General features: G+C 71.9%; 20 protein-coding genes. 15 read left to right on the top strand and 5 right to left on the bottom strand.

Annotated features, from left to right (window positions below):
- The first annotated feature begins 56 nt into the window (after window positions 1-56).
- The 4 genes from ABIA38_RS23170 to ABIA38_RS23155 are packed head-to-tail and all read left to right on the top strand — an operon-like array spanning window position 57 to window position 4,127.
- Window positions 57-986, top strand: coding sequence for an ABC transporter permease (locus tag ABIA38_RS23170; protein WP_424640686.1), 930 nt, complete (start codon window positions 57-59; stop codon window positions 984-986).
- Window positions 979-1,992, top strand: coding sequence for an ABC transporter permease (locus ABIA38_RS23165; protein WP_424640685.1), 1,014 nt, complete (start codon window positions 979-981; stop codon window positions 1,990-1,992). The genes ABIA38_RS23170 and ABIA38_RS23165 overlap by 8 nt, the downstream gene beginning before the upstream one ends.
- 16 nt (window positions 1,993-2,008) lie before the next feature.
- Complete coding sequence (locus ABIA38_RS23160) at window positions 2,009-3,052, top strand: ABC transporter ATP-binding protein (RefSeq protein WP_424640684.1); 1,044 nt, start codon at window positions 2,009-2,011, stop codon at window positions 3,050-3,052.
- A complete protein-coding gene (locus tag ABIA38_RS23155) occupies window positions 3,045-4,127 on the top strand; it encodes an ABC transporter ATP-binding protein (protein ID WP_424640683.1) in 1,083 nt (360 codons plus the stop codon). Before ABIA38_RS23160 ends, ABIA38_RS23155 begins: the two co-directional genes overlap by 8 nt.
- An 84-nt stretch (window positions 4,128-4,211) precedes the next feature.
- On the opposite strand, the gene ABIA38_RS23150 is transcribed toward ABIA38_RS23155, so the two are convergent.
- Window positions 4,212-5,414, bottom strand: coding sequence for an MFS transporter (locus tag ABIA38_RS23150; RefSeq protein WP_424640682.1), 1,203 nt, complete (start codon window positions 5,412-5,414; stop codon window positions 4,212-4,214).
- Between the two features lie 160 nt (window positions 5,415-5,574).
- Between ABIA38_RS23150 and ABIA38_RS23145 the strand changes: the two genes are divergently transcribed.
- Entirely contained in the window at window positions 5,575-5,910 is a 336-nt protein-coding gene (locus tag ABIA38_RS23145; RefSeq protein WP_424640681.1) for an ArsR/SmtB family transcription factor, read from the top strand.
- A gap of 50 nt (window positions 5,911-5,960) precedes the next feature.
- Here the strand turns inward: ABIA38_RS23145 and ABIA38_RS23140 are convergent, their stop codons facing one another.
- Window positions 5,961-8,093, bottom strand: a complete 2,133-nt coding sequence (locus ABIA38_RS23140) for a prolyl oligopeptidase family serine peptidase (protein WP_424640680.1) — start codon at window positions 8,091-8,093, stop codon at window positions 5,961-5,963.
- 212 nt (window positions 8,094-8,305) lie between these two features.
- Here ABIA38_RS23140 and ABIA38_RS23135 point away from each other — a divergent pair, with 212 nt between their 5' ends.
- The 5 genes from ABIA38_RS23135 (at window position 8,306) to ABIA38_RS23115 (ending at window position 13,836) form a co-directional block, all read left to right on the top strand.
- Window positions 8,306-8,500 carry a DUF2304 domain-containing protein gene (locus ABIA38_RS23135; RefSeq protein WP_424640830.1) on the top strand — a complete coding sequence of 65 codons (195 nt, stop codon included), beginning with the start codon at window positions 8,306-8,308 and terminating at the stop codon, window positions 8,498-8,500.
- Between the two features lie 141 nt (window positions 8,501-8,641).
- On the top strand, window positions 8,642-9,262 hold the full coding sequence (locus ABIA38_RS23130) for a class I SAM-dependent methyltransferase (protein WP_424640679.1): 621 nt from the start codon (window positions 8,642-8,644) through the stop codon (window positions 9,260-9,262).
- Between the two features lie 46 nt (window positions 9,263-9,308).
- Window positions 9,309-10,211, top strand: coding sequence for an N-acetyl-1-D-myo-inositol-2-amino-2-deoxy-alpha-D-glucopyranoside deacetylase (gene mshB / locus ABIA38_RS23125; protein WP_424640678.1), 903 nt, complete (start codon window positions 9,309-9,311; stop codon window positions 10,209-10,211).
- Between the two features lie 10 nt (window positions 10,212-10,221).
- On the top strand, window positions 10,222-10,614 hold the full coding sequence (locus tag ABIA38_RS23120; protein WP_424640677.1) for a DUF6113 family protein: 393 nt from the start codon (window positions 10,222-10,224) through the stop codon (window positions 10,612-10,614).
- A 354-nt stretch (window positions 10,615-10,968) separates the two neighbouring features.
- The gene (locus tag ABIA38_RS23115; RefSeq protein WP_424640676.1) at window positions 10,969-13,836 is read left to right on the top strand and encodes a VanW family protein; all 2,868 of its coding nucleotides are present in this window, start codon (window positions 10,969-10,971) and stop codon (window positions 13,834-13,836) included.
- Between the two features lie 43 nt (window positions 13,837-13,879).
- On the opposite strand, the gene ABIA38_RS23110 is transcribed toward ABIA38_RS23115, so the two are convergent.
- Window positions 13,880-14,599, bottom strand: coding sequence for a hypothetical protein (locus ABIA38_RS23110; protein ID WP_424640675.1), 720 nt, complete (start codon window positions 14,597-14,599; stop codon window positions 13,880-13,882).
- A 92-nt stretch (window positions 14,600-14,691) separates the two neighbouring features.
- On the opposite strand from ABIA38_RS23110, the gene ABIA38_RS23105 reads away from it, so the two are divergent.
- The 5 genes from ABIA38_RS23105 to ABIA38_RS23085 all read left to right on the top strand — a co-directional run bounded on the left by ABIA38_RS23105 (window position 14,692) and on the right by ABIA38_RS23085 (window position 19,962).
- Window positions 14,692-15,642, top strand: coding sequence for an ABC transporter ATP-binding protein (locus tag ABIA38_RS23105; RefSeq protein ID WP_424640674.1), 951 nt, complete (start codon window positions 14,692-14,694; stop codon window positions 15,640-15,642).
- Window positions 15,639-16,367 (top strand): ABC transporter permease, encoded by a 729-nt coding sequence (locus ABIA38_RS23100; protein WP_424640673.1) that lies wholly within the window; start codon window positions 15,639-15,641, stop codon window positions 16,365-16,367. Before ABIA38_RS23105 ends, ABIA38_RS23100 begins: the two co-directional genes overlap by 4 nt.
- Before the next feature lie 44 nt (window positions 16,368-16,411).
- Window positions 16,412-17,620, top strand: coding sequence for a sensor histidine kinase (locus ABIA38_RS23095; protein WP_424640672.1), 1,209 nt, complete (start codon window positions 16,412-16,414; stop codon window positions 17,618-17,620).
- A 10-nt stretch (window positions 17,621-17,630) separates the two neighbouring features.
- Entirely contained in the window at window positions 17,631-18,236 is a 606-nt protein-coding gene (locus ABIA38_RS23090; protein ID WP_424640671.1) for a response regulator, read from the top strand.
- Between the two features lie 133 nt (window positions 18,237-18,369).
- Window positions 18,370-19,962 (top strand): cellulose binding domain-containing protein, encoded by a 1,593-nt coding sequence (locus tag ABIA38_RS23085; RefSeq protein ID WP_424640670.1) that lies wholly within the window; start codon window positions 18,370-18,372, stop codon window positions 19,960-19,962.
- Between the two features lie 322 nt (window positions 19,963-20,284).
- Here the strand turns inward: ABIA38_RS23085 and ABIA38_RS23080 are convergent, their stop codons facing one another.
- Together ABIA38_RS23080 and ABIA38_RS23075 are read right to left on the bottom strand one after the other, a co-directional pair.
- Window positions 20,285-21,124 (bottom strand): SirB1 family protein, encoded by an 840-nt coding sequence (locus tag ABIA38_RS23080; RefSeq protein ID WP_424640669.1) that lies wholly within the window; start codon window positions 21,122-21,124, stop codon window positions 20,285-20,287.
- On the bottom strand, window positions 21,121-22,062 hold the full coding sequence (locus ABIA38_RS23075) for a GNAT family N-acetyltransferase (protein ID WP_424640668.1): 942 nt from the start codon (window positions 22,060-22,062) through the stop codon (window positions 21,121-21,123). The genes ABIA38_RS23080 and ABIA38_RS23075 overlap by 4 nt, the downstream gene beginning before the upstream one ends.
- Between the last annotated feature and the right edge of the window lie 63 nt (window positions 22,063-22,125).

The raw sequence follows: 22,125 nt of genomic DNA, 5'->3' as shown, positions 1-22,125 counted from the left end.
CGCCGGCCCGGGTCCGATCCCCCGCTTCGGGCCGATGACGACAGCAGGAGGCTGGCATGGGGCGATATGTCGTACGGCGACTGCTCCAGATGATCCCGGTGTTCATCGGGACCACGTTCTTGATTTATTACATGGTGTACCAGCTCGGTGGCGACCCCATCGCGGCCATGTTCGGCGACAAGGGTGCCGACCCTGTCTTCGTGCGACAGAAGCGGGCCGAGTTCCACTTGGACGACCCGCTGATCACGCAGTACTGGTACTACATCAAAGACCTCGTCCAAGGTAATTTCGGGACCAGCTTCAACGGCCGTCCCGTAGCCGACGAGCTCAAGCGGGCCTTCCCGGTGTCGATCCGGCTCGGCGCGATCGCGTTCGCGATCGAGGTCGTCATCGGTGTCGGCCTGGGTCTGTTGTCCGGCCTGCGCCGGGGCAAGATCGCCGACACCCTGGTGCTCGCGGGCACGCTGGTGGTCATCTCGATCCCGGTCTTCGTGCTCGGCACCGTCGCGCAGTTCTGGCTCGGCTCCGAGTGGGGCATCTTCGAGGCCACCGCGAGTGTGGGCGACGCGACCTGGAGCCAGTTGCTCCTGCCCGGCATGGTGCTCGGTTCGCTGTCCCTGGCGTTCGTCGCCCGGTTGACCCGAACCAGCGTCGCGGAGAACCTGCGCGCGGACTACGTGCGTACGGCCACCGCCAAGGGCCTGCCGCGGCACCGTGTGGTCACCCGCCACCTGCTGCGCAACTCGCTCATCCCCGTGGTGACGTTCCTGGGCGCCGACCTCGGCGCGCTGATGGCCGGCGCGATCGTGACCGAGGGCATCTTCAACGTCGACGGCGTCGGCCGGCTGATCTACCTCGCGGTCACCAAGCACGAGAGCGCGACAGTGGTCGGCGCGGTGGCGGCGCTGGTGATGATCTATCTGGTCATGAACCTGCTCGTCGACCTGCTGTACGCCGTCCTGGACCCGAGGATCCGGTATGCCTGACATGAACAAGCAGCAGCGCGAACAACTGCCCACCGGCAGCCAGGAACAGGCTCAGTTCGGCTCGATCGAGAACCCCGGTCTGATGTTGGCGGACGAAGAGGGCTACACCCTCGAGAAGCGCGGCGCGTACGCCGCGCCGGACGTTCAGGGGCGCCAGGACAAACCCCGCGGGGCGTGGGGCGAGGCATGGCGCGAGCTTCGGCACAGTGCGAGCTTCTACATCTCGGGTGTGCTGCTCCTGTTCCTGCTCTTCATGGCGTTCTTCCCGGGCGTGTTCACCGACATCGACCCGCGGCACTGCCCGATCCTGGACACCAATCAGGACCCGTCGGGAGACCACTGGTTCGGTACCAACGTCCAGGGTTGCGATGTCTACGCCCGCACCGTGTTCGGTGCCCGCGCGTCGATCATCGTCGGCACCGCCACGACCGCGCTGATCGTGGTCATCGGCGGGCTCATCGGCGCGCTGTCCGGCTACTTCGGCGGCTGGCTCGACTCGATCCTGGCCCGGGTCACGGACATCTTCTTCGGCATCCCGCTGCTGCTCGCGGCGCTGGTGTTCATGAGCTCGTTCAAGGACCGCACCGTATGGACCGTGGTCGCCGCGCTCGGCATCTTCGGTTGGATGCAGATCGCGCGCATCATGCGCGGCTCGGTGATCACCGTGAAGAAGTCCGACTACGTGGTGGCGGCCCGAGCGCTCGGTGCCGGCACTCCGCGGATCCTGGGTCGACACGTGCTGCCGAACGCGATCGCCCCGGTGATCGTGGTCGCGACCATCTCGCTCGGCACGTTCATCGCCACCGAGGCCACGCTGTCGTTCCTCGGCATCGGCCTGCCGCCGACCGAGATCTCCTGGGGTGCGGACATCAGCTCCGCGACCACCGCGCTGCGCGACTCGCCGTACCAGCTGATCTTCCCGTCGATCTTCCTCTCGGTCACGGTGTTCAGCTTCATCCTGCTCGGCGACGCGGTGCGCGACGCCCTCGACCCGAAGCTCCGCTGAGGGAGGGGACAGACAAGTGACGAAGACCGACACGAAGAACAAGCCCGAGGGATCGGACCGGGCCGGCGCCGGGCCACTGCTCGAAGTGGACAACCTGCACGTCGAGTTCCGCACCCGCGACGGTGTGGCCAAGGCGATCAACGGTGTCTCGTACGACGTCAGCGCCGGCGAGACGCTCGCGGTACTCGGCGAGTCCGGGTCCGGCAAGTCGGTGACCGCGCAGACGATCATGGGCATCCTGGACATGCCGCCGGGGCACATCACCGGTGGTGAGATCCGCTTCCACGGCAAGGACATGCTCAAGATGTCCAAGGAGGAGCGCCGGAAGATCCGCGGCCAGAAGATCTCGATGATCTTCCAGGACGCGCTCTCCGCGCTCAACCCGGTGTACTCGGTCGGCTTCCAGCTGGCCGAGATGTTCACCGTGCACCGCGGGATGTCCCGCAAGGACGCCAAGCTCAAGTCCATCGAGCTGATGGACCAGGTGCGCATCCCGGCGGCCAAGGACCGGGTGAACGACTACCCGCACCAGTTCTCCGGCGGTATGCGTCAGCGCATCATGATCGCGATGGCGCTCGCGCTCGACCCCGAGCTGATCATCGCGGACGAGCCGACCACCGCACTGGATGTGACCGTGCAGGCCCAGGTCATGGACCTGCTCGCGGAGCTGCAGCGCGAGCGCAACATGGGCCTGATCCTGATCACCCACGACCTCGGTGTGGTCGCCGACGTCGCGGACAAGATCGCGGTCATGTACGCGGGCCGGATCGTCGAGCAGGCGCCGGTGCGCGAGTTGTACCGGCAGCCGACGCACCCGTACACCAAGGGTCTCCTCGAGTCGATTCCGCGCCTGGACCACAAGGGTCGCGAGCTCTACGCGATCAAGGGTCTGCCGCCGAACCTGATGCGCATCCCGTCCGGCTGCGCGTTCAACCCGCGCTGCCCGTACGCGCAGGACGTGTGCCGCACCGACATTCCGCCGCTGCACGAGATCTCGGTCGGTCGGGGCAGCGCGTGCCACTTCTGGGAGACCGTGATGGAGGGAGAAGTCCGTGGCTGAGTCCCCGAACGGCGCGACCAACGCCGAGCTGCACAAGGCCGTCCAGCCGGTCGCGCAGGGCGAGCCGATCCTTCAGGTGCGCGGGCTGGTCAAGCACTTCCCGATCACCCAGGGCATCCTCTTCCAGAAGAAGATCGGCGCGGTCAAGGCCGTCGACGGCGTGACCTTCGACCTGATGAAGGGCGAGACCCTCGGTCTGGTCGGCGAGTCGGGCTGTGGCAAGTCGACGGTCGCCCGACTGCTGATGAACCTGGAGCCGATCACCAAGGGCAGCGTCCTGTACAAGGGCGACGACCTGGCGAAGTTGTCCGGTCGTGCGCTCAAGGCGGTGCGCCGCAACATCCAGATGGTCTTCCAGGACCCGTACACCTCGCTGAACCCGCGGATGACGGTCGCCGACATCATCGGCGAGCCGTACGACATCCACCCCGAGGTCGCGCCCAGGGGCGACCGCAAGCGGCGGGTGCAGGAACTGCTCGACCTGGTGGGGCTGAACCCGGAGCACATCAACCGGTATCCACACCAGTTCTCCGGCGGCCAGCGCCAGCGCATCGGGATCGCCCGGGGCCTGGCGCTCAACCCGGAGATCATCATCGCGGACGAGCCGGTCTCCGCGCTGGACGTGTCGGTGCAGGCGCAGGTGGTCAACCTGCTGGAGAAGCTGCAGAACGAACTGGGCCTGTCCTACCTGTTCATCGCGCACGACCTGTCCGTGGTGCGGCACATCTCGGACCGGGTCGCGGTGATGTACCTGGGTCGGATCGCCGAGATCGGCACCGACGAGCAGATCTACGACCACCCGACGCACCCGTACACCCAGGCGTTGCTGTCCGCGGTGCCGGTGCCCAACCCGGACGGGCGCGAGCACCGCGAGCGGATCATCCTCACCGGTGACGTGCCGTCGCCGGCGAACCCGCCGTCGGGCTGCCGGTTCCGTACCCGGTGCTGGAAGGCGCAGGACATCTGCGCCGAGCAGGAACCGCTGCTGCAGATCCAGAAGGGGCTCTCCGGCCAGGGCGCGCACGACAGCGCGTGCCACTTCGCCGAGGAGAAGGACATCGTCGGCGCGAGCTGAACCGCGCACCGACGCACCGGCGCCCGCCGCTTCCCGATCGGGGAACGGCGGGCGCCGGCGCGTTGTGGGGTGGTCCCGGCCGGGTCAGGCCTCGGTCGCGACGACCGGCGCGGGCTGCTCGGGCCGGGCGGGCGCGGTGCGCGTGCGATCGGGGATGACCACAAGACGGACCGAGAGCACGACCAGCATGCAGGCCAGCACGTCGATCCCGGCGGCCAGCGCGGTCAGCCCGCCGCCGCCGAGCGGGGCCACCGTCGCGCCGCCGAGTGCGCCGCCGAGCGAGACGCCGAGGAACTGGCCCGCGCCGTTGAGCGATACGGTCACCGCCGCGCTCGCCGGGTCGAGCGAGATCAGCCGGTGTTGCTGGGCCACCACGATCTGCCAGCCGGTGATGCCCCACAACACCAGCACCACGAGCGCGGCCGGGTAGGAGTGCCGGGCGAGGATCATCAGCAGCAGTGACGCGGTGATGCCGACCACGGCCAGGACGACGGTGCGATCGGCGCCGAAGCGGTCCACCATCCGACCGGCCAGCGTGGTGCCCACCACCGCGCCGACGCCGAAGACCAGCAGCGCCCAGGCGAGCGGGCCGCCGTGTCCGGCGCCGGCCGAGGCGAGCACGTCGCCGAGGTAGGGGTAGGCGGTGAAGGCGCCGAGGAAGGTGACGAACGTGACCGACTGGATGAGCAGGACCCGGCGATCGGTCAACGGGCGCAGCCGGTCGCGCAGTCCGGGCACGGGACCGGCCGGGACGGTGCCCAGGCTGACCGCCATGCCGACCACCGCGAGCACCCCGAGTCCGGCGATCACCCACATGGTGCTGCGCCAGCCGTGCGCCCCGCCGAGCCAGGTGCCGAACGGTGCGCCGAGCACGAGCGAGGCGCTGTTCCCGCCGGAGATCACCGCGAGCGCCCGGGCCCGGCGCTCCGGCGCCACCAGGGCCGCCGCGCTGGTCGCCGCGTTCGGCAGGAACATCGCCGCCCCTGCGGCGGCGATGAGTCGACTGGCCAGCGCCACACCGTAGTTCGGGGCGATCGCGGTGAGCACGTTGCCCGCGCTGAACAGGGCCATCGCGGTCAGCACCACCCGCCGTCGGGGCCAGCGCCCGGTGGCCGCCGCGAGCAGCGGCGCGAGTACGGCGTAGCCGAGTGCGAAGACGGTGACGAGTTGGCCGGCGGCACCCGTGGAGACGTCGAGGTCGGTGCCGACGTCGCCGAGGATGCCGGCGAAGACGAACCCGTCCATGCCGATGGCGAACGAACCGAGCGCCAGTACGAGGAGCCGCATGGAACCACCTTCGGAACCGGTTGATTGTTTGATGTCAGTCAAACCGAAGCAGTTAGAATGATGGTTGTCAAACAATCAAAGCATTCGATGCCGGGACGACGCGGCGGGCGCGGTGAAGATCGGCGGGGATCGTAGGATCGACGCAGGGAGGTGAGTCGGCATGACCGAACGCGATCTGCCGCACCCCACGACCGGGCAGCTGCGGCTGGGCGACGTGCTGGGGGCGCTGGCCGATCCGGCCCGACTGCGACTGGTCGAGCTCTACGCGGACGACGCCGAGCACTCCTGCTCCGAGGTGCCCGAGGAACTGCGCGGCCTGCACAAGTCGACGGTCTCGCACCACCAGAAGACGCTTCGCGAGTTGGGCGTGGTCCGGGTGCGGATCGCGGGCCGCAACCGCTATCTGATGTTGCGCCGAGGCGACTTGGACGAGCGCTTCCCCGGCCTGCTGGACGCGGTGCTGGCCAACGCCGACGAGGTTGCCCGGAAAACGTGACCGGGCCCGCACTCCGTGCGGAGTGCGGGCCCGGTCGGGTCGGGGGCGGGTCAGTCGCTCGCGGGTCGGGCCAGCGCGCGGTGCAGGAAGTCGACCTGGAGCAGCAGCAGATTCTCCGCGACCTGCTCCTGCGGCGTCATGTGGGTGACCCCGGACAGCGGCAGTACCTCGTGCGGATAACCCGCCGCCAGCAGTGCGCTGCTCAGCCGCAGGGTGTGGGCCACCACCACGTTGTCGTCGGCCAGGCCGTGCACCAGCATCAGCGGCCGGCGGCCGGCCGCGACCTCGCCCAACTCGGTACCGGTGACAAGGGAGTTGCGCCGGTAGGCGGCCGGCTGCTCGGCGGGCACGCCCAGGTAGCGCTCGGTGTAGTGCGTGTCGTAGAGCGCCATGTCGGTGACCGGCGCCCCGGCCACCGCCGCGTGGAACACGTCGGGCCGGCGCAACACGGCCAGCGCCGAGAGGTAGCCGCCGTAGGACCAGCCCCGGATGCCCACCCGCGTGGTGTCCAGCCACGGCCGCTCCGCCGCCACCGCGTGCAGCGCGTCCACCTGGTCCTGGAGGCTGATCGGGCCCAGGTCCAGGTGGATCGACTTCTCCCACTCGGGCGAGTGGCCCGGCGTGCCCCGGCCGTCCGCGACGAGCACCGCGAAGCCCTGGTCGGCGAACCACTGCGAGGTCAGATGCGGGTTGTGCGCGGCGAGTACCCGCGGGCCGTGCGGGCCGCCGTACGGGTCCATCAACACCGGCAGCCGCTCGCCGGACGCCGGGTCGAACCCGGTCGGCAGGAGCAGCGCGCACGGGATGCCACGCTCCCCGGCGCGCAGCAGCTCGACTCGCGCGGTGAGCACGGGGGTGGCCGCGTACGAGGTGATCGTGGCGAGCCCGGCGCCGTCCCGGAGCACGGTGACCCGGGCCCCGAACCGCTCCAGGGAGCTGGACACCAGGACGGTGGTGGCACCCGAGCGCACCGCTGTGTGTACGCCCGGCTCGGTGCTCACCCGGGTGACCCCGTCGGCGGCGACCCGGTAGACGTGGACCTCGCCGATCTCGGGGGTGCTCGCGTCGGTCCCGGCGGACGCGGTGATCAACACGTCCTCGTCGGCGATGTCCAGGATCGCCCGGACGAACAGGCGCCGGTCGGTCAGCTCCTTGTCGGCGACCACCACACGACGCGCGCCGTCGGCGTCGACCAACCGGACCAGCCGACCGTCCGGCGTCCAGGCGGGCACACCCGGGACCAGGTCGATCCACACATCGTCGGTCTCGGTGTGCAGCTCGCGGGTGGTCCCGGCGACGAGGTCGACGGCGAGGGTGCGCAACTGCTTCTGGTCGCGCGGCTGCACGCTCAGCAGCGGATCGCCGCCCGCCGACCAGTGCACACTCGCCAGGTAGGGGTGGGCGGCGTGGTCCCAGGCCAGTTCGGTACGGGTGCCGTCCAGGCCGATCAGCCACGCGGTGACCTCGGCGTTGGGGGTGCCGGCGGCCGGATAGGCCACCTCGCTCGGCGCGGCGGCCGGGTTGGCGGGATCGCTGATCCACCAGCGGTCCACGGGCGTGTTGTCCACGCGCGCCACGATCAGCGCCGAGCCGTCGGGGGCCCACCAGTAGCCCCGGAAGCGGGACATCTCCTCGGCCGCGATGAACTCGGCCAGACCCCAGGTGACCTCGTCCCCGTCGGGCTCGGCGAGCGCGCGGTCGGCCGAGCCGTCGACGGCCACCACACGCAGCGCGCCGGCGGCCACATAGGCGATGTGCGTCCCGGTGGGGGAGGGGCGCGGATCGATCACCGGACCGGGCACGGTCAGCTCGCGCGGGGCCGCGTCGGCCGACAGGGACACCACGAACAGCCGGCCCGAAAGGGTGAAAGCGGCCAGGTCGCCCGCGCTGTCGAGCGCGTAACCGACGATGCCGGCCGCCCCCTCGCGACTGCGCTCGCGCCGGGCCCGCTCCTCGGCGGACAGATCCTCGGCCGCGCCGCCGAGCAGCACCGAGGGGTCGGCCACCAGGCGTTCCGTGCCGGTGTCCGGATCGAGCACCCACAGGCAGGTGGTGGAGTCGTCGGCGGCCTTGGACCGCAGGAAGGTGATCCGGCCGGCGGCGACGCCGAAGCCGCGTGGAGCGCCCTGGGTGAAGCGCTGCGTGCGGGCGTATTGCCGGGGAAATGTGATCTCCGAGCTCATGCGCCACAGCGTACGGGGGCGGTGCCGACACGGGGAGGGGAGTCGGGGAGAGTGCGGACGGCAGTACGAACACCACCTCGCGCCCGCTGAACGAGTGAACGCCCTTCGTGACCGTTGATTTACAGTCTGTGTGTAGACATGTCCCTTTGGGCCTACAGGCCGGCTTCCCCGAGCAAGCCGAGGGCCCCCTTGCGCACAGGAGGTGCGTGACTGTGGTGGTGTCCGTCTCCGCCGTGCTGCTGCTCGGTGTCACCGTGTTGTTCTTCGTCCGCAAGTCCTCGCTGAAGCCGGTGCACGCGATCATCTGCGCCCTGCTCGGCTTCTATCTGTCGACGACGTCGATGGCCCCGTCGATCCGCGATGCGGGGACCAGCTTCGCCGGCGTCGTGAACGGGATTCATTTCTGAGCGAGTCTCGGCGGCGTGGGGTCCGGGGGTCGCCCCCGGGACGGCGCAGTGCCGGCGTGGTGAACGGGATTCATTTCCGAATCGCATTGCCTCCTGTGCGCGCCCGTTGGATCGTGGCCCGGGTTTGTAGGCTCGGTTGTCATGACCAATCGATGGCTGGCCAATACCGGTGGCACCCGCGGGCCCGAGTACGCCGAGCGGTTTCGTCGGCTTGCCGCCGAAGGGCGTGACCTGCACGGCGAGGCGCGGTTCTGCGCGGCGCTGCTCCCGGAGCCCGCGCGCGTCCTGGACGCGGGGTGCGGGACCGGTCGGGTCGCCATCGAGTTGGCCCGGCAGGGGCACGAGGTGGTCGGCGTCGATCTGGACGCGTCGATGCTGGCCGAGGCCGAAGCCGCCGCGCCCGGGCTTACCTGGGTGCTCGACGACCTCGCCGACCTGGATCCGCTGCCGCTGGGCGGTCGTGGGAGCTTCGACCTCGTGGTGGCCGCGGGCAACGTGATGATCTTCCTGACCCCGGGCACCGAGGCCGAGGTGGTGCGGGCATTGGCCGCGATGTTGCGGCTGGGCGGCATCCTGGTCGCCGGGTTCAGCCTGGCGGGCGGCCCCGACGGGGTGGGCGCGACGATCGGCGCCGAGCAGTACCAGGCGGCGTGCGCGGCGGCCGGGCTGGTGCGCCGCACCCGCTACGCCGGGTGGGACCGGGAGCCCTGGGTCGACGGCGGCGACTACCTGGTGGCCGTACACGCGATGCCCGCGCGTTGACGGGGGGCGCCGGGGGCACCCGGCTCGGCTGCGTAGGCTGTCGAGCATGACCGAACGCACTGCCGAGGCCCCGCTGCGACTGTTGCTCGTGCACGCGCACCCCGACGACGAAGTGATCAACAACGGCGCGTCGATGGCGCGGTACGCGGCCGAGGGGGTGCACGTCACGCTCGTCACCTGCACACTCGGCGAGGAGGGCGAGATCCTGGTGCCCGAGCTGGCGCACCTGGCGGCCGATCGCGAGGACGCGCTCGGGCCGCACCGGATGACCGAGATCGCCGACTCGATGAAGGTGCTCGGCATCGCCGACCAGCGCTTTTTGGGCGGTCCCGGTCGCTACCGCGACTCCGGGATGATGGGCGTGCCGAGCAACGAGCGGCCGGACTGCTTCTGGCAGGCCGATGTGGACGAGGCCGCCGCGCATCTGGTGCCGGTGATCCGCGAGGTGCGCCCGCAGGTGCTCGCCACCTACGACGAGCGCGGCGGCTACGGTCACCCCGACCACATCCAGGCACACCGGGTGGCGCTGCGGGCCGCCGAGTTGGCCGCCGACCCGACCTACGCCGAGGGCGAGGGCGAGTCCTGGACGATCGCGAAGATCTACTACAACGTGATGCCCCGGTCGATCCTCAAGGCCGGCATCGAGCGGATGATCGAGGCCGGCCAGGACGTGCCGTTCACCGCGGTCGAGGTGGACGAACTCCCGTTCGCGGTGGACGACGACCAGGTCACCACGGCCGTCGACGCGGGCGACTGGGTGGGCGCGAAGTTCGACGCGCTGCGGGCGTACCCGACCCAGGTCTCGGTGGAGGACGGCTTCTTCGCGCTGTCCAACAACATCGGGCAGAGCATCATGTCGGTCGAGCACTATCGACTGGTTCGCGGCGACCTCGGGCCCACCGGCCCGGACGGCCGCGAGGACGACCTGTTCGCCGGACTGCGCCCGTAAGGTAGCCCTCGTGCCAGAGAGAGTCGGCCGCATCGCGGCATACGTCGTGCTGTTCCCGCTCGGCGTGGTGGTCGCCTTCATCGGGGCGTTCACCCAGGCGGCGTACCCGCCCGCCGGGCTGATCGTCGCGCTCGCGGGCAGCGGCGGCCTGTTCGTCGCGGGCGGCTCGCTGCTGAAGTCGAAGGCCGGGGCCGCGGTGCCGGTCGCCGGGTGGATGTTGACCGTTCTGTGGCTGGCGAGTTGGACCAAGCCGGAGGGCGACTGGATCTTCGTCAGCGGATTCCTGTCGTACATTTTTCTGCTCGGTGGCACCATCTTCGGTGTCGCGGCCGCCACTTACCCCTGGGGCGGTCTCAAGCCCGTCCTTCTTTCGGGTGAATCGGTGAAGACGCGGACGAGGTGAACCCCTTGCCCCGCCATGCTTGCCGACGGTGCGTGCCGACGGGATGCGCCGATGCGGGGTAACGGTGTGGCAGGAGCGCAGTATTGTGTTTGCCGAGGTGCGGTGCGTGTCATGCCCTGTCCATGGGGTCGTCGCGACCGACTCCTCTAGCCCGTCGTACCGGGCAACCTCGGTGGCCGAGTTCGTCCACTCGCCTTCGGTGGGGAGCAAAAAATCCCCCGAGGGCCGTGTCACGATCCGCACGCGGCGTGTGTCAACGCACCGTCGTCGCACTTTCCTGGATACCGTCCGACCCCGGGCGGGGGCGGCCGTGCGCCGCCACGCAACCCTCAGCTGTCGGAGAGCTCGTTCTTCGTGAGTAACGACCAGCCCCCCACGCCCGACGACCCGGGCGCGCAGCCGCGCCGCGACGAACTCGGCGGTGATCCGCATCCGTTCTTCGGACGGGTCGGCCGACCGTCGCCGGCCGCGCCCGCTGCCCGTGAGCGATCCGCCGCGCCCGCGTCGTCTCCGCATCCACCCCCCGATCCGTTCGGGGACGACGACGAGTTCGCGTCGTGGTTCGACGACGAACCGCCCCGCCCCGCGCCCGTCGCGGGGCCGCCGGGTGGTTCGTCGTGGCCCAGCGCGGACGACGATGTCCCGCCCGCAGTGGCCCCGCCTCGGCAGGAGGCCCCGCCGCCGCCGGGGCCGGGCGGGCTGCCGCAGCGGGTTCCCGGCGCCTCGGGCGCCCGGAGCCTGACCGCCGACGGGACGACCGCGCCCGGCCCGGTGCCGTTCTCGGACGCGCCGCCGGTGTTCGTGCCCGGGCAGTCGGGGCAGACCCCGGTCCGGCCCCGGGAGGCTCGACCCCTCGCGGCGGGCGGACCCTCGGGCCGGCACGGCGCGGGTGGGCCGGCCGCGGGGCTCGACGACGCGGGCTACGGTCCGCCGTCCGGGGCCGAGTCGCTCGCTCACCCGAGCGAGTCGGCCGGGCCGGCGGCGGAAACCCCGGCCGAGTCCGGCGCGTTGCCCGCGCGGGTCGGCCGGCGCCGGTTGGTGGCCGGCTTCGGCACCCCCGAGGCCGGCTCCCCGCCGACCGGGCCCACTGCGGCGGCCGGCGCCGAGACGGCGACCGAATCGGCCGCCGAATCGGGCGAGTCCGGCGAGTCCGGTGATCAGACGATGACCACGCGGGTCAGCATCAAGATCCCGGGGTCGCGGCCGATCCCGCCGGTAGTGCTGCGCGGCCAGGCCCCGTTGCCCTCGCAGGAGGCGCCGCGCTGGACCAAGGACGGCGACTCCGAGGGGCCGTACGAATACCGGACCCGGCAGGAACAGGACGCCGCCGACCACGGCTTCCCGCAGTACGGGACGACCGACGCGCACGCGGTCGAGACCGGCGCCGGGCATCCCGAGGGCCCCGGGGACGGGTCCGCCGACGCACCCGCCCCGCCCGCCCGACCCCGGCGCCGCAAGCCCAAGGCGCTGATCGCGGGCGCGGCCGGACTCGCCGTGCTCGGCGGCGTCTACGGCGCGTCGCTGGCCTACGCCGGCGGCGGGGTGCCGCGCGGCACCTCCGTGCTCGGCGTCAACATCGGCGGCCAGTCCCGCGACGAAGCCGTGCGTACGCTCGAACAAAAGCTCGGCGACCGCACCACCAAGCCGATCCAACTCACCCTGGCGGGCAAGCAACTCCAACTCGATCCGGCGCCGGCCGGGCTGCTCCTGGACGCCCGGGCCACGGTCAGCGAGGCGTCCAAGGGCCGGATGAACCCGCTGACCTCGGTGCCCGCGATGTTCGGGAAGACCCGGGAGACGTCGCCTCGGACGGTGCTCGATCCGGTCAAGCTGGGTGCCCAGTTGGAGGCGCTCGCGGCCGAGGCCGGCGGCGCGCAGCTCGACGGCGGGATCTCCTTCGCGGGCGGCACCGCCGCGGCGGTGCCGCCGAGCAAGGGCAAGGTGTTGGACACCCCCGCCGCGGTGAAGCTGGTCGAGGCGGCCTTCCTGCACGGCAACGGGCCGGTCGCACTGCCCACGAAGTCCGCCGACCCCAAGGTCAGTCAGGCCGAAGTGGACCGCGCGATGCGCGAGTTCGCGGTGCCCGCGATGTCCGGCCCGGTCACCCTGACGGCGGGCAACAAGAGCCTCAAACTGACCCCGGCGGTGCTGGCCAAATACCTCACCATGGTCCCGGACGGCAGCGGGAAGCTCCAGCCGAAGATCGACGTGAACGGGCTCCAGGACGAACTGGGCCAGACCTTCTCCTCGGTCGGCGACAAGCCGAAGAACGCGACGTTCAAGGTGGAGGGGAAACTTCAGGCCGGCGCCAAGGTGTCGGTCGTGCCGTCCGTGGCCGGCAAGGGCGTCTCCGGCGCCACCGCGGCCGACGCACTGCTTTCGGTGCTGGCCAAGACCGGCGCGGCGCGCACCGCCAAGGTCAGCCTCGGTCCGGTCGAGCCGCAACTGACCACCGAGGCGGCGAACAAGCTGGGCATCACCGAGGTGATGTCGACCTACACGACGAACTACCCCTACGCCGCCTACCGGTTGACCAACATCCACCGGGCCGCCGATCTGATCACCGGCTCGGTGATCAAGCCCGGCGACACCTGGAGCCTGAACCAGACGGTGGGCGAGCGCACCGCGGAGAACGGCTTCGCCAAGGGCACGATCATCAACAACGGGCGCTTCCAGACCGACTTCGGCGGCGGCGTCTCGCAGGTGGCCACCACGACGTTCAACGCGGTCTTCTTCGCCGGGCTCAAGGACGTCATGCACCGCCCGCACAGCTTCTGGATCGACCGTTACCCGGCCGGGCGCGAGGCCACCGTGGCCTGGCCCGCGCTGGACCTGAAATTCCAGAACGACTCGGGGAAGAACGTCTACCTCGAGGCCGGCTACACCGACTCCACGGTGACCGTGACGATGCTGGGCACCCGCCGGTTCGACGACATCAAGGCCGAACCCGGCAGCAAGTACGACGTGGTCAAGCCCAAGGCGGTGGTCGACAAGTCGGCCGGGTGTGTGGAGCAGGCCGCGTCGGACGGGTTCAAGATCGACGTGACCCGGGTGTTCATCCAGGGCGGCAAGGAGACCGCGCGGGAGAAGTTCCACACCAAGTACGACCCGGCGGACAAGATCACGTGTGATCGCACCGGTGGTGGTGAGGGCGAGGGCCAGGGCCGCACCGCGGACTCGCCGCCGGCGGGTGGCCTGCCGGTGCGCGTCTCGGACGACTAGAGCCCGCCGCCGGACGGGGCGTGCCCGTCCGGCGGCGGGGTCGTCAGTCCCGGAAGCGGCCGACGTCTCGGGACAGGTCCAGGGCCAGGAAGCGGTCCACGTGCGCGAGCGCCTCGAACCGGGCGCCCGGGGCCACCGATCGGTCGCGGGCCAGCTCGACCAGGAGCCGGATCGCCGCCGGGGTGTCCAGGTCGTCGTCGAGCGCGGCGTGGATCGGCCCGAGCGCCTCGACCGGGAGCGCCGCGGACGGGGACTCGGCGCACTCGGCGGTCGCTTCGCGCAGCTCGGCCAGCGTGCGTTCGGCCTCGGCCGCGCCGTGGTAGCCCTTCGCATCCGCGCGCAGCGGTTCGTCGGCGGCCAGCGAGAGCAGGATCAGCCGCAGCGCCAGCGGGTCCTCGGGGTGCGGTACCGGGCGCCGGGGAGCGACCTCGACCACCGCCGCCGGATGCAGGACGTACACCCGGGCGCGCGGACCCTGGTCGCCGTGCTCGCCGATGTACAGGTCGATCGCGCCGTCCGGCTGCCCGTCGGCGGGCACCGGCATGTTGTACCGCCCGTAGCCCGCCGCGTCCGCCACCCGGGCCCGATACGGCAGCTGATGGATCGTCACGGTCAGTCGATGCCGGCCCGCGACCCGACGGAAGGTGTCGGCCAGGATCGCCGCGCGCAACGAGCGGCTCGGATACGCGACGCGCACCCGCCTGCCGATCGAGGCGAGCACGCTCTCGGACGTGCCGGTCTGGGAATCGGTCAGTCGCACCATGCCTGCCACGGTAGGCGCCCGTGACATCTGTCATGGCCCGATCAGGAGGTTTCCCACTTCGCCGCCCGGGCCGCCTCGGCCACCCTGGGGGCATGACCATCACGGCAGGAAAACCCAGCACCGCGCCGGTCGTCGCGCTGCGCGGGGTGCGCAAGACCTTCGGCGACCTGCGCGCCGTCGACGGGCTCGACCTGGAACTGCACCAGGGCGAGACGGTCGCGCTGCTCGGCCCCAACGGCGCGGGCAAGTCGACCACGCTCGACCTGCTGCTCGGCCTGGGCCGACCCACCGAGGGCACCGTCGCGTTGTTCGGCGGCACCCCGCAGGAGGCGATCCGGCACGGTCGGGTCGGCGCGATGTTGCAGACCGGCGGGCTGATGCCGGACGTGACCGTCGGCGAGATGGTCCGGCTGGCCCGCGACCTGCACCCGCGCCCGCTGCCGCAGGCCGATGTGCTGCGCCGCGCGGGCATCGAGGACCTCGTCGGGAAGAACGTGAGCAAGTTGTCCGGCGGGCAGGCCCAGCGGGTGCGCTTCGCGGTGGCGATCGCCGGTGAGGTGGACCTGATCGTGCTGGACGAGCCGACCACCGGGATGGACGTGGACAGCCGGCAGCGGTTCTGGATCAGCATGCGCGAGCAGGCCGAACTGGGCCGCACCGTGCTGTTCGCGACGCACTACCTGGAGGAGGCGGACAACGTCGCCGACCGGGTCCTGGTGCTGCACCGCGGCCGACTGCTCGCCGACGCGAGCGCGGCCCAGATCAAGGCGCGCGCCGGGCTGCGCCGGATCGCCTTCGACCTGGATCGGCCGGTGGAGACGTACGAGCCCACGCTGCGCGCGCTGCCGGGGCTGGCGCAGCTGGACCTGAGCGGCAACACGGTACGCATCCGCAGCACCGACGCCGACGAGACGGTGGCCGCGATCTACGCCGCGGGCTTTCGGCCGCGCGGCCTGGAGGTCGCCGGACTCGGCCTGGAACAGGCGTTCTTGGCCATCACCCAGCAGGCGGACGAGGCGGAAGGCATGGAGATCGCGTCATGAGAACCCTGATGAAGCTGGAAGTCCTGCGGATGGTGCGCAACCGCCGGTACCTGATCTTCACGCTCGCGTACCCGGTCGCGATGTACCTGATCTTCGGCAGCCAGTCGGGTGATGTCGACGGCACCGACGTCGCCAAGTACGTGATGGTCTCGATGGCCTCGTTCGGCGCGGTCGGCGCGACGCTCAGCGCGGGGGTGCAGCGGATCGCGGCGGAGCGACAGAGCGGCTGGACCCGGCAGTTGCGGCTGACCACGCTCACCGGGCGGCAGTACGTGCTCTCCAAGCTCGTGTCGGCGTCGGTGGTCAGCCTGCCCGCGATCGTGCTGGTGTTGTGCACCGGCTTCCTGCGTGGGGTGCGGATGGACGCCTGGCAGTGGGGCGTGATCGTGCTCGCCCTGTGGTTCGGCTCGTTCGTATTCGCCGTGCTCGGCATCGGCCTCGGCTATCTGGTCGCGCCCGACTCGGCCCAGCCGGTGTTCATGCTGGTCTACCTGGGCATGGCGGTGCTCGGCGGGATGTGGGTGCCGCTGACCGGGTTCCCGCAGGTGCTCCAGGACATCGGACACGTGATGCCGACCTACCGCTACGGGCAATTGGGCTGGCAGGTGCTGGCCGGGCAACATCCGCGGATGTCGGACATCGTGGTGCTCGCGGGGTATCTGGTCGCGTTCACCGCGCTCGCCGCGTGGCGCTACCGTCGCGACGAGCAGAAGGTCGCGGCCTGACCCGGGACGGTCGGCGCGAGCGAGCCAGGAAGGAACGACACGGCATGTTCTCGGCGGAGCCCACCCGGCGGGACAGCAGGCGCGGGCAGGCGATCCGTACGTCCTGGTCGCTGCTGTGGTTGTTCTTCCTGACCCCGGTCGTGCACGACCTGGCGACCGGGGGATACGGGCCGGTGCGGCTGATCGTGGGCGGGTGCGGGCTGCTGGTGGTGGTGGTCTGCTACATCGCGCTGGTGTTCGGCGGGGTCGGCTGGGACGGGCAGTTCGGGCGGGTGAAGCCGGTGCTGCACCTGCTGCTCGACACCGAGCGGAACCGGCAATGGAGCTGCCTGGTGCTGTGGGCGGTGTCGGTCGGGCTGATCCTGACCTTCGACGACAACTGGCTGGGCCTGATGGTCTACGTGTCGGTGTCGGTCGGCGCCGGGCTGCGCCTGCCGCAGTCGATGTGGGCGACCCTGGGCTGCGTGTTGTCCGGGCTCGCGCTCGGCGCGTTCCTCGGCACGGCCGCGGCGAATCTGCTCGTGCTGGCCTTCATCACGGTGCTCACCGGCGGGCTGATGATCGGCATGCGCCGGCTCATGGAGACGCTGCTCGAACTGCGCGAGGCCCGCGAGATCGTGGCCCGGCTCTCGGCCAACGAGGAGCGCCTGCGGATGGCCCGCGACCTGCACGACGTGCTCGGCCACTCGTTGTCCCTGATCACCCTCAAGAGCGAGCTGGCCGGCCGCTTCCTGCCCGGGCACGTCGACCGCGCGGCGGAGCAGGTCGCGGACATCGAGCGGGTCAGCCGGCAGGCGCTGGTCGACGTGCGCGAGGCGGTGGCCGGCTACCGGCGGCCGACGCTGGCGGTGGAACTGGCGGGGGCCCGGATCGCGGCCCGGGCGGTGGGCATCGAGCTGACCGTGCTGCCGGAGCAGTGGCCGGTGTGCTCCGACCCGGAGGCCGAGGCGGTGCTCGCGTGGGTGCTGCGCGAGGCGGTCACCAACACGATGCGGCACAGCGGCGCCCGGCGCTGCACCGTCGAGCTGGGCACCGGCCCGGTGTGGAGCCTGGACGTCGCCGACGACGGACGCGGCTCGGCGGGCCCCGAGGGCCACGGGCTGACCGGGCTGCGCGAACGGCTCGCACAGGTGGACGGCAGCGTGCGGATCGGTACGCCGGCCGGGGAGCGCGGGTTCAGGTTGACCGCTTCGGTCCCGGTGCGCCCCGGAAAGGACACCGACCGGCTGATTGCCCCCGAGGTGACCCGCTAACGTTCCGCCCGTGATCAACGTGCTGCTCGCTGAGGACCAGGCCATGGTGCGCGAGGCGCTGGCCGCGTTGCTCGGCCTGGAGGCGGACATTCGTGTCGTCGCCCAGGTCGCGCGCGGGGACGAGGTGGTCGACGCGGTGCGCGCCGGCGGCGTCGACGTGGCGCTGCTCGACATCGAGATGCCCGGACAGGACGGCCTGGCCGCCGCCGCGGACCTGCGGCGCGCGGTACCCGGCTGCCGGATCGTCATCCTGACCACCTTCGGCCGACCCGGCTATCTGCGCCGCGCGATGGAACTGGGCGCGGACGCGTTCCTGGTCAAGGACGCGCCGGCGGCGCAACTGGCCGACGCCATCCGGCGCGTGCTGCGCGGCGAGCGGGTGATCGACCCGACGCTCGCGGCGACCGCACTCTCCGTCGGCGCCGACCCGCTGACCGACCGCGAACGCGGCGTGCTGCGCGCGGCCGCGGACGGCTCGACGGTCTCCGAGATCGCCGCGCGCCTGCACCTGTCCGAGGGCACCGTGCGCAACCACCTGTCCTCCTCCATCGGCAAGACGCACGCCCGCAACCGGGCCGACGCGGTACGCATCGCGCACGGCAACGGCTGGCTGTGACACGTGGTGACGAGCACCAGGCCGGCCCGCGGGGGAGCGGGATCAAGATCGATGGGACGTGGGGTCCCAGGCCGGTAGAGTCCTGGTGCCCGGTGACCCGAGTGCCGCCGGCGAGGACGTCGGAGGAGTGGGCATGGGGTCGCACCGGGCAAGCGGTCCCGAGTCGGGCACCGGTCGGCCGCGCCGGGAGCGGATCCGCTGGGCCGCCGCGAGTGCCGCGCTCGCCGCCCTGCCCGCCGCGTTGATCGTGGCCCTGTCCGGGAATTCGGCCGACCACGACGACCTGCTGCGCGCCGACTACGTGCGCACCGGTTCGTGGCCCACCGGATACAGCGGTCAGTACGTCCTGCGCAACGCCGGCTCGGACACCGTCAAGGGCTGGACGTTGCGCTTCGACCTGCCGGTGGGCACCCGGGTCGCCAACGTCTGGAACGGCCGGCTCGACCCGGCCGACGGCCGCTACACGGTGCGCAACGAGAACTGGAACAAGGCGCTGCGCCCGGGCGAGAGCATCGTGGTCGGCTTCGAGGTCCGCCGGGACGGCGCCGGCGTGCCGACCGCGAACGAGCCGGCCCGCGGTGACGGGCCGATCGCCTGCACGATCAACGACAAGCCGTGCGGCGTGACCACCCCGACCAGGCCCGGCGACCGGCCGACCCCCACCGGGTCGGGGCCGGCGACGGGCCCGACCGGCGGCACCGTGCGGCCCACCGCGCCGGCGACGCCCTCCGGCGCGGGGCACGGCAGCGGACCCGCCTCGCCCCCGACGCCGCCGCTCGCGAGCGGGCCGAGCACGACCGCGGCGCCGGGCTCCGGCACGGTCGAACACCTGGCGCCCTACCTGGACATGACGCTCGACCCGGCACGCGCCGGGACGGTCGGCGGAAAGGATCGCACGCTGGCCTACGTGGTGGACGGCGGCGGTTGTCGGCCGATGTGGGGCGGGGTGACCCGGCTCGACGATCCCGCGATCACCGCCCGGATCGCCGCGCTGCGCGACGCGGGCGGGTCGACCCGGGTCGCCTTCGGCAGCGCCGGCGGCACCGATCTGGCCGTGTCCTGCGGTACGCCCGAGGAACTGGTCGCCGCCTACCGGCAGGTCCTGGCCGCGACCCGGACGAATGCGCTCGACCTGGACATCGAGGGCCGCGCGCTGGTCCGCCCCGACGTGGTCCAGCGGCGCAACGCGGCCCTGCGGCTGCTCCAGGAGGGCGCGCGGGCGGCCGGGCAGAGCGTGGACGTCGGCTACTCGCTGCCGGTGGATCCGCTCCAGGGCCTGGGCGACGAGGCCAAGGCGCTGCTGCGGGACGCCGCTGTACAGCAGGTGGCGGTGTCCTACGTCAACGTCAAGGCGCTGAACTACGGCGCGGCGGTGGCACCGCGGCCGGAGGGGCGGATGGGCCGGTTCGCGACCGACGCCGCGCACGCCGTGCAGGGGCAGATCCGCGAGGTGTGGCCGCAGTTGACCGAGGAGCAGGCCTGGCGGCGGGTGTCGGTGACGGTGATGATCGGCCGCAACGACGTCGCGGGGGAGGTATTCACCCTGGACGACGCCCGCCGCTTCGCCGACTTCGCCCGCCGTACGCACCTGGGCCGGATCGCCTGGTGGTCCGCCGCCCGCGACCGCCCGTGCGCGGAAGGCCCCACCGGCGAAACCGGCGCCGACCCGACCTGTAGCGGGATACCCCAGGAGCCGGACGCGTTCGCGCGGATCCTGGCGGGCTGAGGCGGGCCGGATTGGGCCGCGTCGGGGTGGGCCGGGCGGACGCGACCGGGGGGATCGGTGCGTACGCCGCGTGCGGCGGGCCGGCCCGGGAATCGGCCGGTGGGCTGCGCGTCGATCGTTCGGCGCGATGTGTTGCTCGTGCCGGGCTCACGGGGCCGGGAGGCCGGTGCGGCCGGCTGCCGTGGCGCGCTCGTCGGCCGGTGCGGCCGCGAGGGCATCGTCGCCGAGACCGGCGCCGATCCGGCGGATGGCCTCCTCGCCGAACCTTCGGGCGCTGCGGTGGGCATCCCGGCCGGCCGGGTCGCGGGTGTGGCGTTCGGGTTCAGTTCAGCCGGGCTCGGGCCGCCTTCGCCTCCGCCAGGACCGCCTCGGCGACCTTCGGGTCGATACGTTCGACCAGCTCGGCGTATTCCGCCAACTGCCGGGCGCCGGCCGCGAATTGGCCGGTCTTGGCGAGCAGCGTGCCGCGTTCGTGACGCAGTGCGGCGGGATGGCGCGGGAGCAGCAGGGACAATTCGACCGCCCAGAGCCGGGTCCAGGCGCCCTCGATGCCGCGCTCGGGCTGGGCCGCCCAGGCTCGGATGTTGTTCAGCACCCGCAGCAGGATCGCGGTCGGTCGGGCCGGTTGCAGCAGCGCCGGATCGCCCGGCTGCCCACCCGCCTCCGCGGCCAGCCGGCGGGCCCGGGACACCGACAACGGCACCCCGCCGTGAAACGGGTCGGCCAACTCGAACTCGCCGTCCGGATCCCCGATCCCGACCACGAAATGTCCTGGCAACGCGACGCCGTAGACCGGCAGATCGGCCCGCCGGCCGACCTCGATCCACACCACGGACAGCAGGATCGGCAACCCCCGGCGCCGGCGCAGCACCTCGTGCAGGAGCGACGAGCGCAGGTCGGCGTAGTCCGACTGCTGCCCGAAGAAGCGCGCCCGCCCGCCCAGCACCAGGGCCAGTGCCGCCGCCGCCCGCGCCGGATCGTACGTATCCCCCGCCTCGGCCCGCACCGCCGCCGCGAGCCGGTCCAACTCGGCGATCCCGGCGGCCGGGTCGAAGGCCGGATCCACCTCGACCCCCATCAGCAACGCGGCCTCGGCCAGATCCACGTCGCCCGCCCGCACCACCGCGGCGAACCGATCGCGGGGCGATCCGGGAGTGCTCATCGCGGCGGGGCCGGCGACCGGCGGTAGTGGTAGCCGTGGTGGTCGGTGAACCCCAGCGCGTTGTAGAGCTCGCGCGCCGGCCGGTTGTCCGACTCGACCTGGAGCCACCCGGTGACCGCGCCGCCCGCCAGCGCCCGATCGGTCAGCGCCTTCACGATCGCCCGGGCGTGGCCGCGCCGCCGATGGGCCGGATCCACCTCCACCGCGGCGAAGCCCGCGTACCGACCGAGTACGCAGACCCGCCCGATCGCGATCGGCGTGCCCGAGGCCGGGTCCGTGACGGTCGCGAACAGCGTGCCGGGCGGGCCCTGGAGCACGTGGCGCTCGGCGGCGCCGCCGCTCGCGCTCGCGCTGTGGTGGTAGAGCGACAACCACGTGTCGGTGAGCACGCCGTCCACCCGGACCGCGCTCGCGTCCACGTCGCGCAGCACGTCCGCCGCGCGCACCAGCCGACCCGTACGCATCAGCGCGTGGCCCTCCGCCGGCCAGCCGGCCGCGTCCAGGAACCGGTCGAACGGGTCGTCGTGGGTCACCTGGAAGAGCGTCGGCAGGCCACGTTTGCGGTACCAGTTGTTCACTCGATCGAGTGCCTCCGGGAACTCGACGCCCGGTTCGCCGAGGGCCAGCACCGAGTTGGCCCGGCGGGTGAATCCGCCGGCCGCGCGCAACAACCACTCGCCGAGGACGGCGGTCTCCGGCGCGGGCCAGGACCGGCCGGCCACGTCCTGCAGCCGGGTCGGGGTGAGCCGTTGCACCGGCGGCGGGACCACCTTGGCGGCCACGATGGCGGCTTCGGCCACTCGGGCGATACTGCCGTCCCTGCGGGTGATTGTCAGCACACCGTCGCGCCAGTCCACGAGCTCGCCCACGACGTCTCCGAAGGTCGCCCCGTCGTCCTCCAGGGACAACGTGCGGCGCACCGACACGCGTCTGCCCACATCTCGCGGTGTGATCCTCTTCACCTGTCCGGCTTCCCCGATCCGTGCTGACCTCGTCCGCCC

It is taken from the genome of Embleya sp. AB8 (assembly GCF_049739465.1).
GTDB lineage: Bacteria > Actinomycetota > Actinomycetes > Streptomycetales > Streptomycetaceae > Embleya.
The sequence above is the reverse complement of the archived record's forward strand: the minus strand, read 5'-3'. Positions and strand labels throughout refer to the sequence as shown.

Coding starts and splice junctions, on each gene's coding strand:
- ABIA38_RS23170 (WP_424640686.1), top strand. CDS start 57: ATGGGGCGATATGTCGTACGGCGACTGCTCCAGATGATCCCGGTGTTC.
- ABIA38_RS23165 (WP_424640685.1), top strand. CDS start 979: ATGCCTGACATGAACAAGCAGCAGCGCGAACAACTGCCCACCGGCAGC.
- ABIA38_RS23150 (WP_424640682.1), bottom strand. CDS start 5,414: ATGCGGCTCCTCGTACTGGCGCTCGGTTCGTTCGCCATCGGCATGGAC.
- ABIA38_RS23145 (WP_424640681.1), top strand. CDS start 5,575: ATGACCGAACGCGATCTGCCGCACCCCACGACCGGGCAGCTGCGGCTG.
- ABIA38_RS23140 (WP_424640680.1), bottom strand. CDS start 8,093: ATGAGCTCGGAGATCACATTTCCCCGGCAATACGCCCGCACGCAGCGC.
- ABIA38_RS23130 (WP_424640679.1), top strand. CDS start 8,642: ATGACCAATCGATGGCTGGCCAATACCGGTGGCACCCGCGGGCCCGAG.
- mshB (WP_424640678.1), top strand. CDS start 9,309: ATGACCGAACGCACTGCCGAGGCCCCGCTGCGACTGTTGCTCGTGCAC.
- ABIA38_RS23110 (WP_424640675.1), bottom strand. CDS start 14,599: ATGGTGCGACTGACCGATTCCCAGACCGGCACGTCCGAGAGCGTGCTC.
- ABIA38_RS23105 (WP_424640674.1), top strand. CDS start 14,692: ATGACCATCACGGCAGGAAAACCCAGCACCGCGCCGGTCGTCGCGCTG.
- ABIA38_RS23100 (WP_424640673.1), top strand. CDS start 15,639: ATGAGAACCCTGATGAAGCTGGAAGTCCTGCGGATGGTGCGCAACCGC.
- ABIA38_RS23095 (WP_424640672.1), top strand. CDS start 16,412: ATGTTCTCGGCGGAGCCCACCCGGCGGGACAGCAGGCGCGGGCAGGCG.
- ABIA38_RS23085 (WP_424640670.1), top strand. CDS start 18,370: ATGGGGTCGCACCGGGCAAGCGGTCCCGAGTCGGGCACCGGTCGGCCG.
- ABIA38_RS23080 (WP_424640669.1), bottom strand. CDS start 21,124: ATGAGCACTCCCGGATCGCCCCGCGATCGGTTCGCCGCGGTGGTGCGG.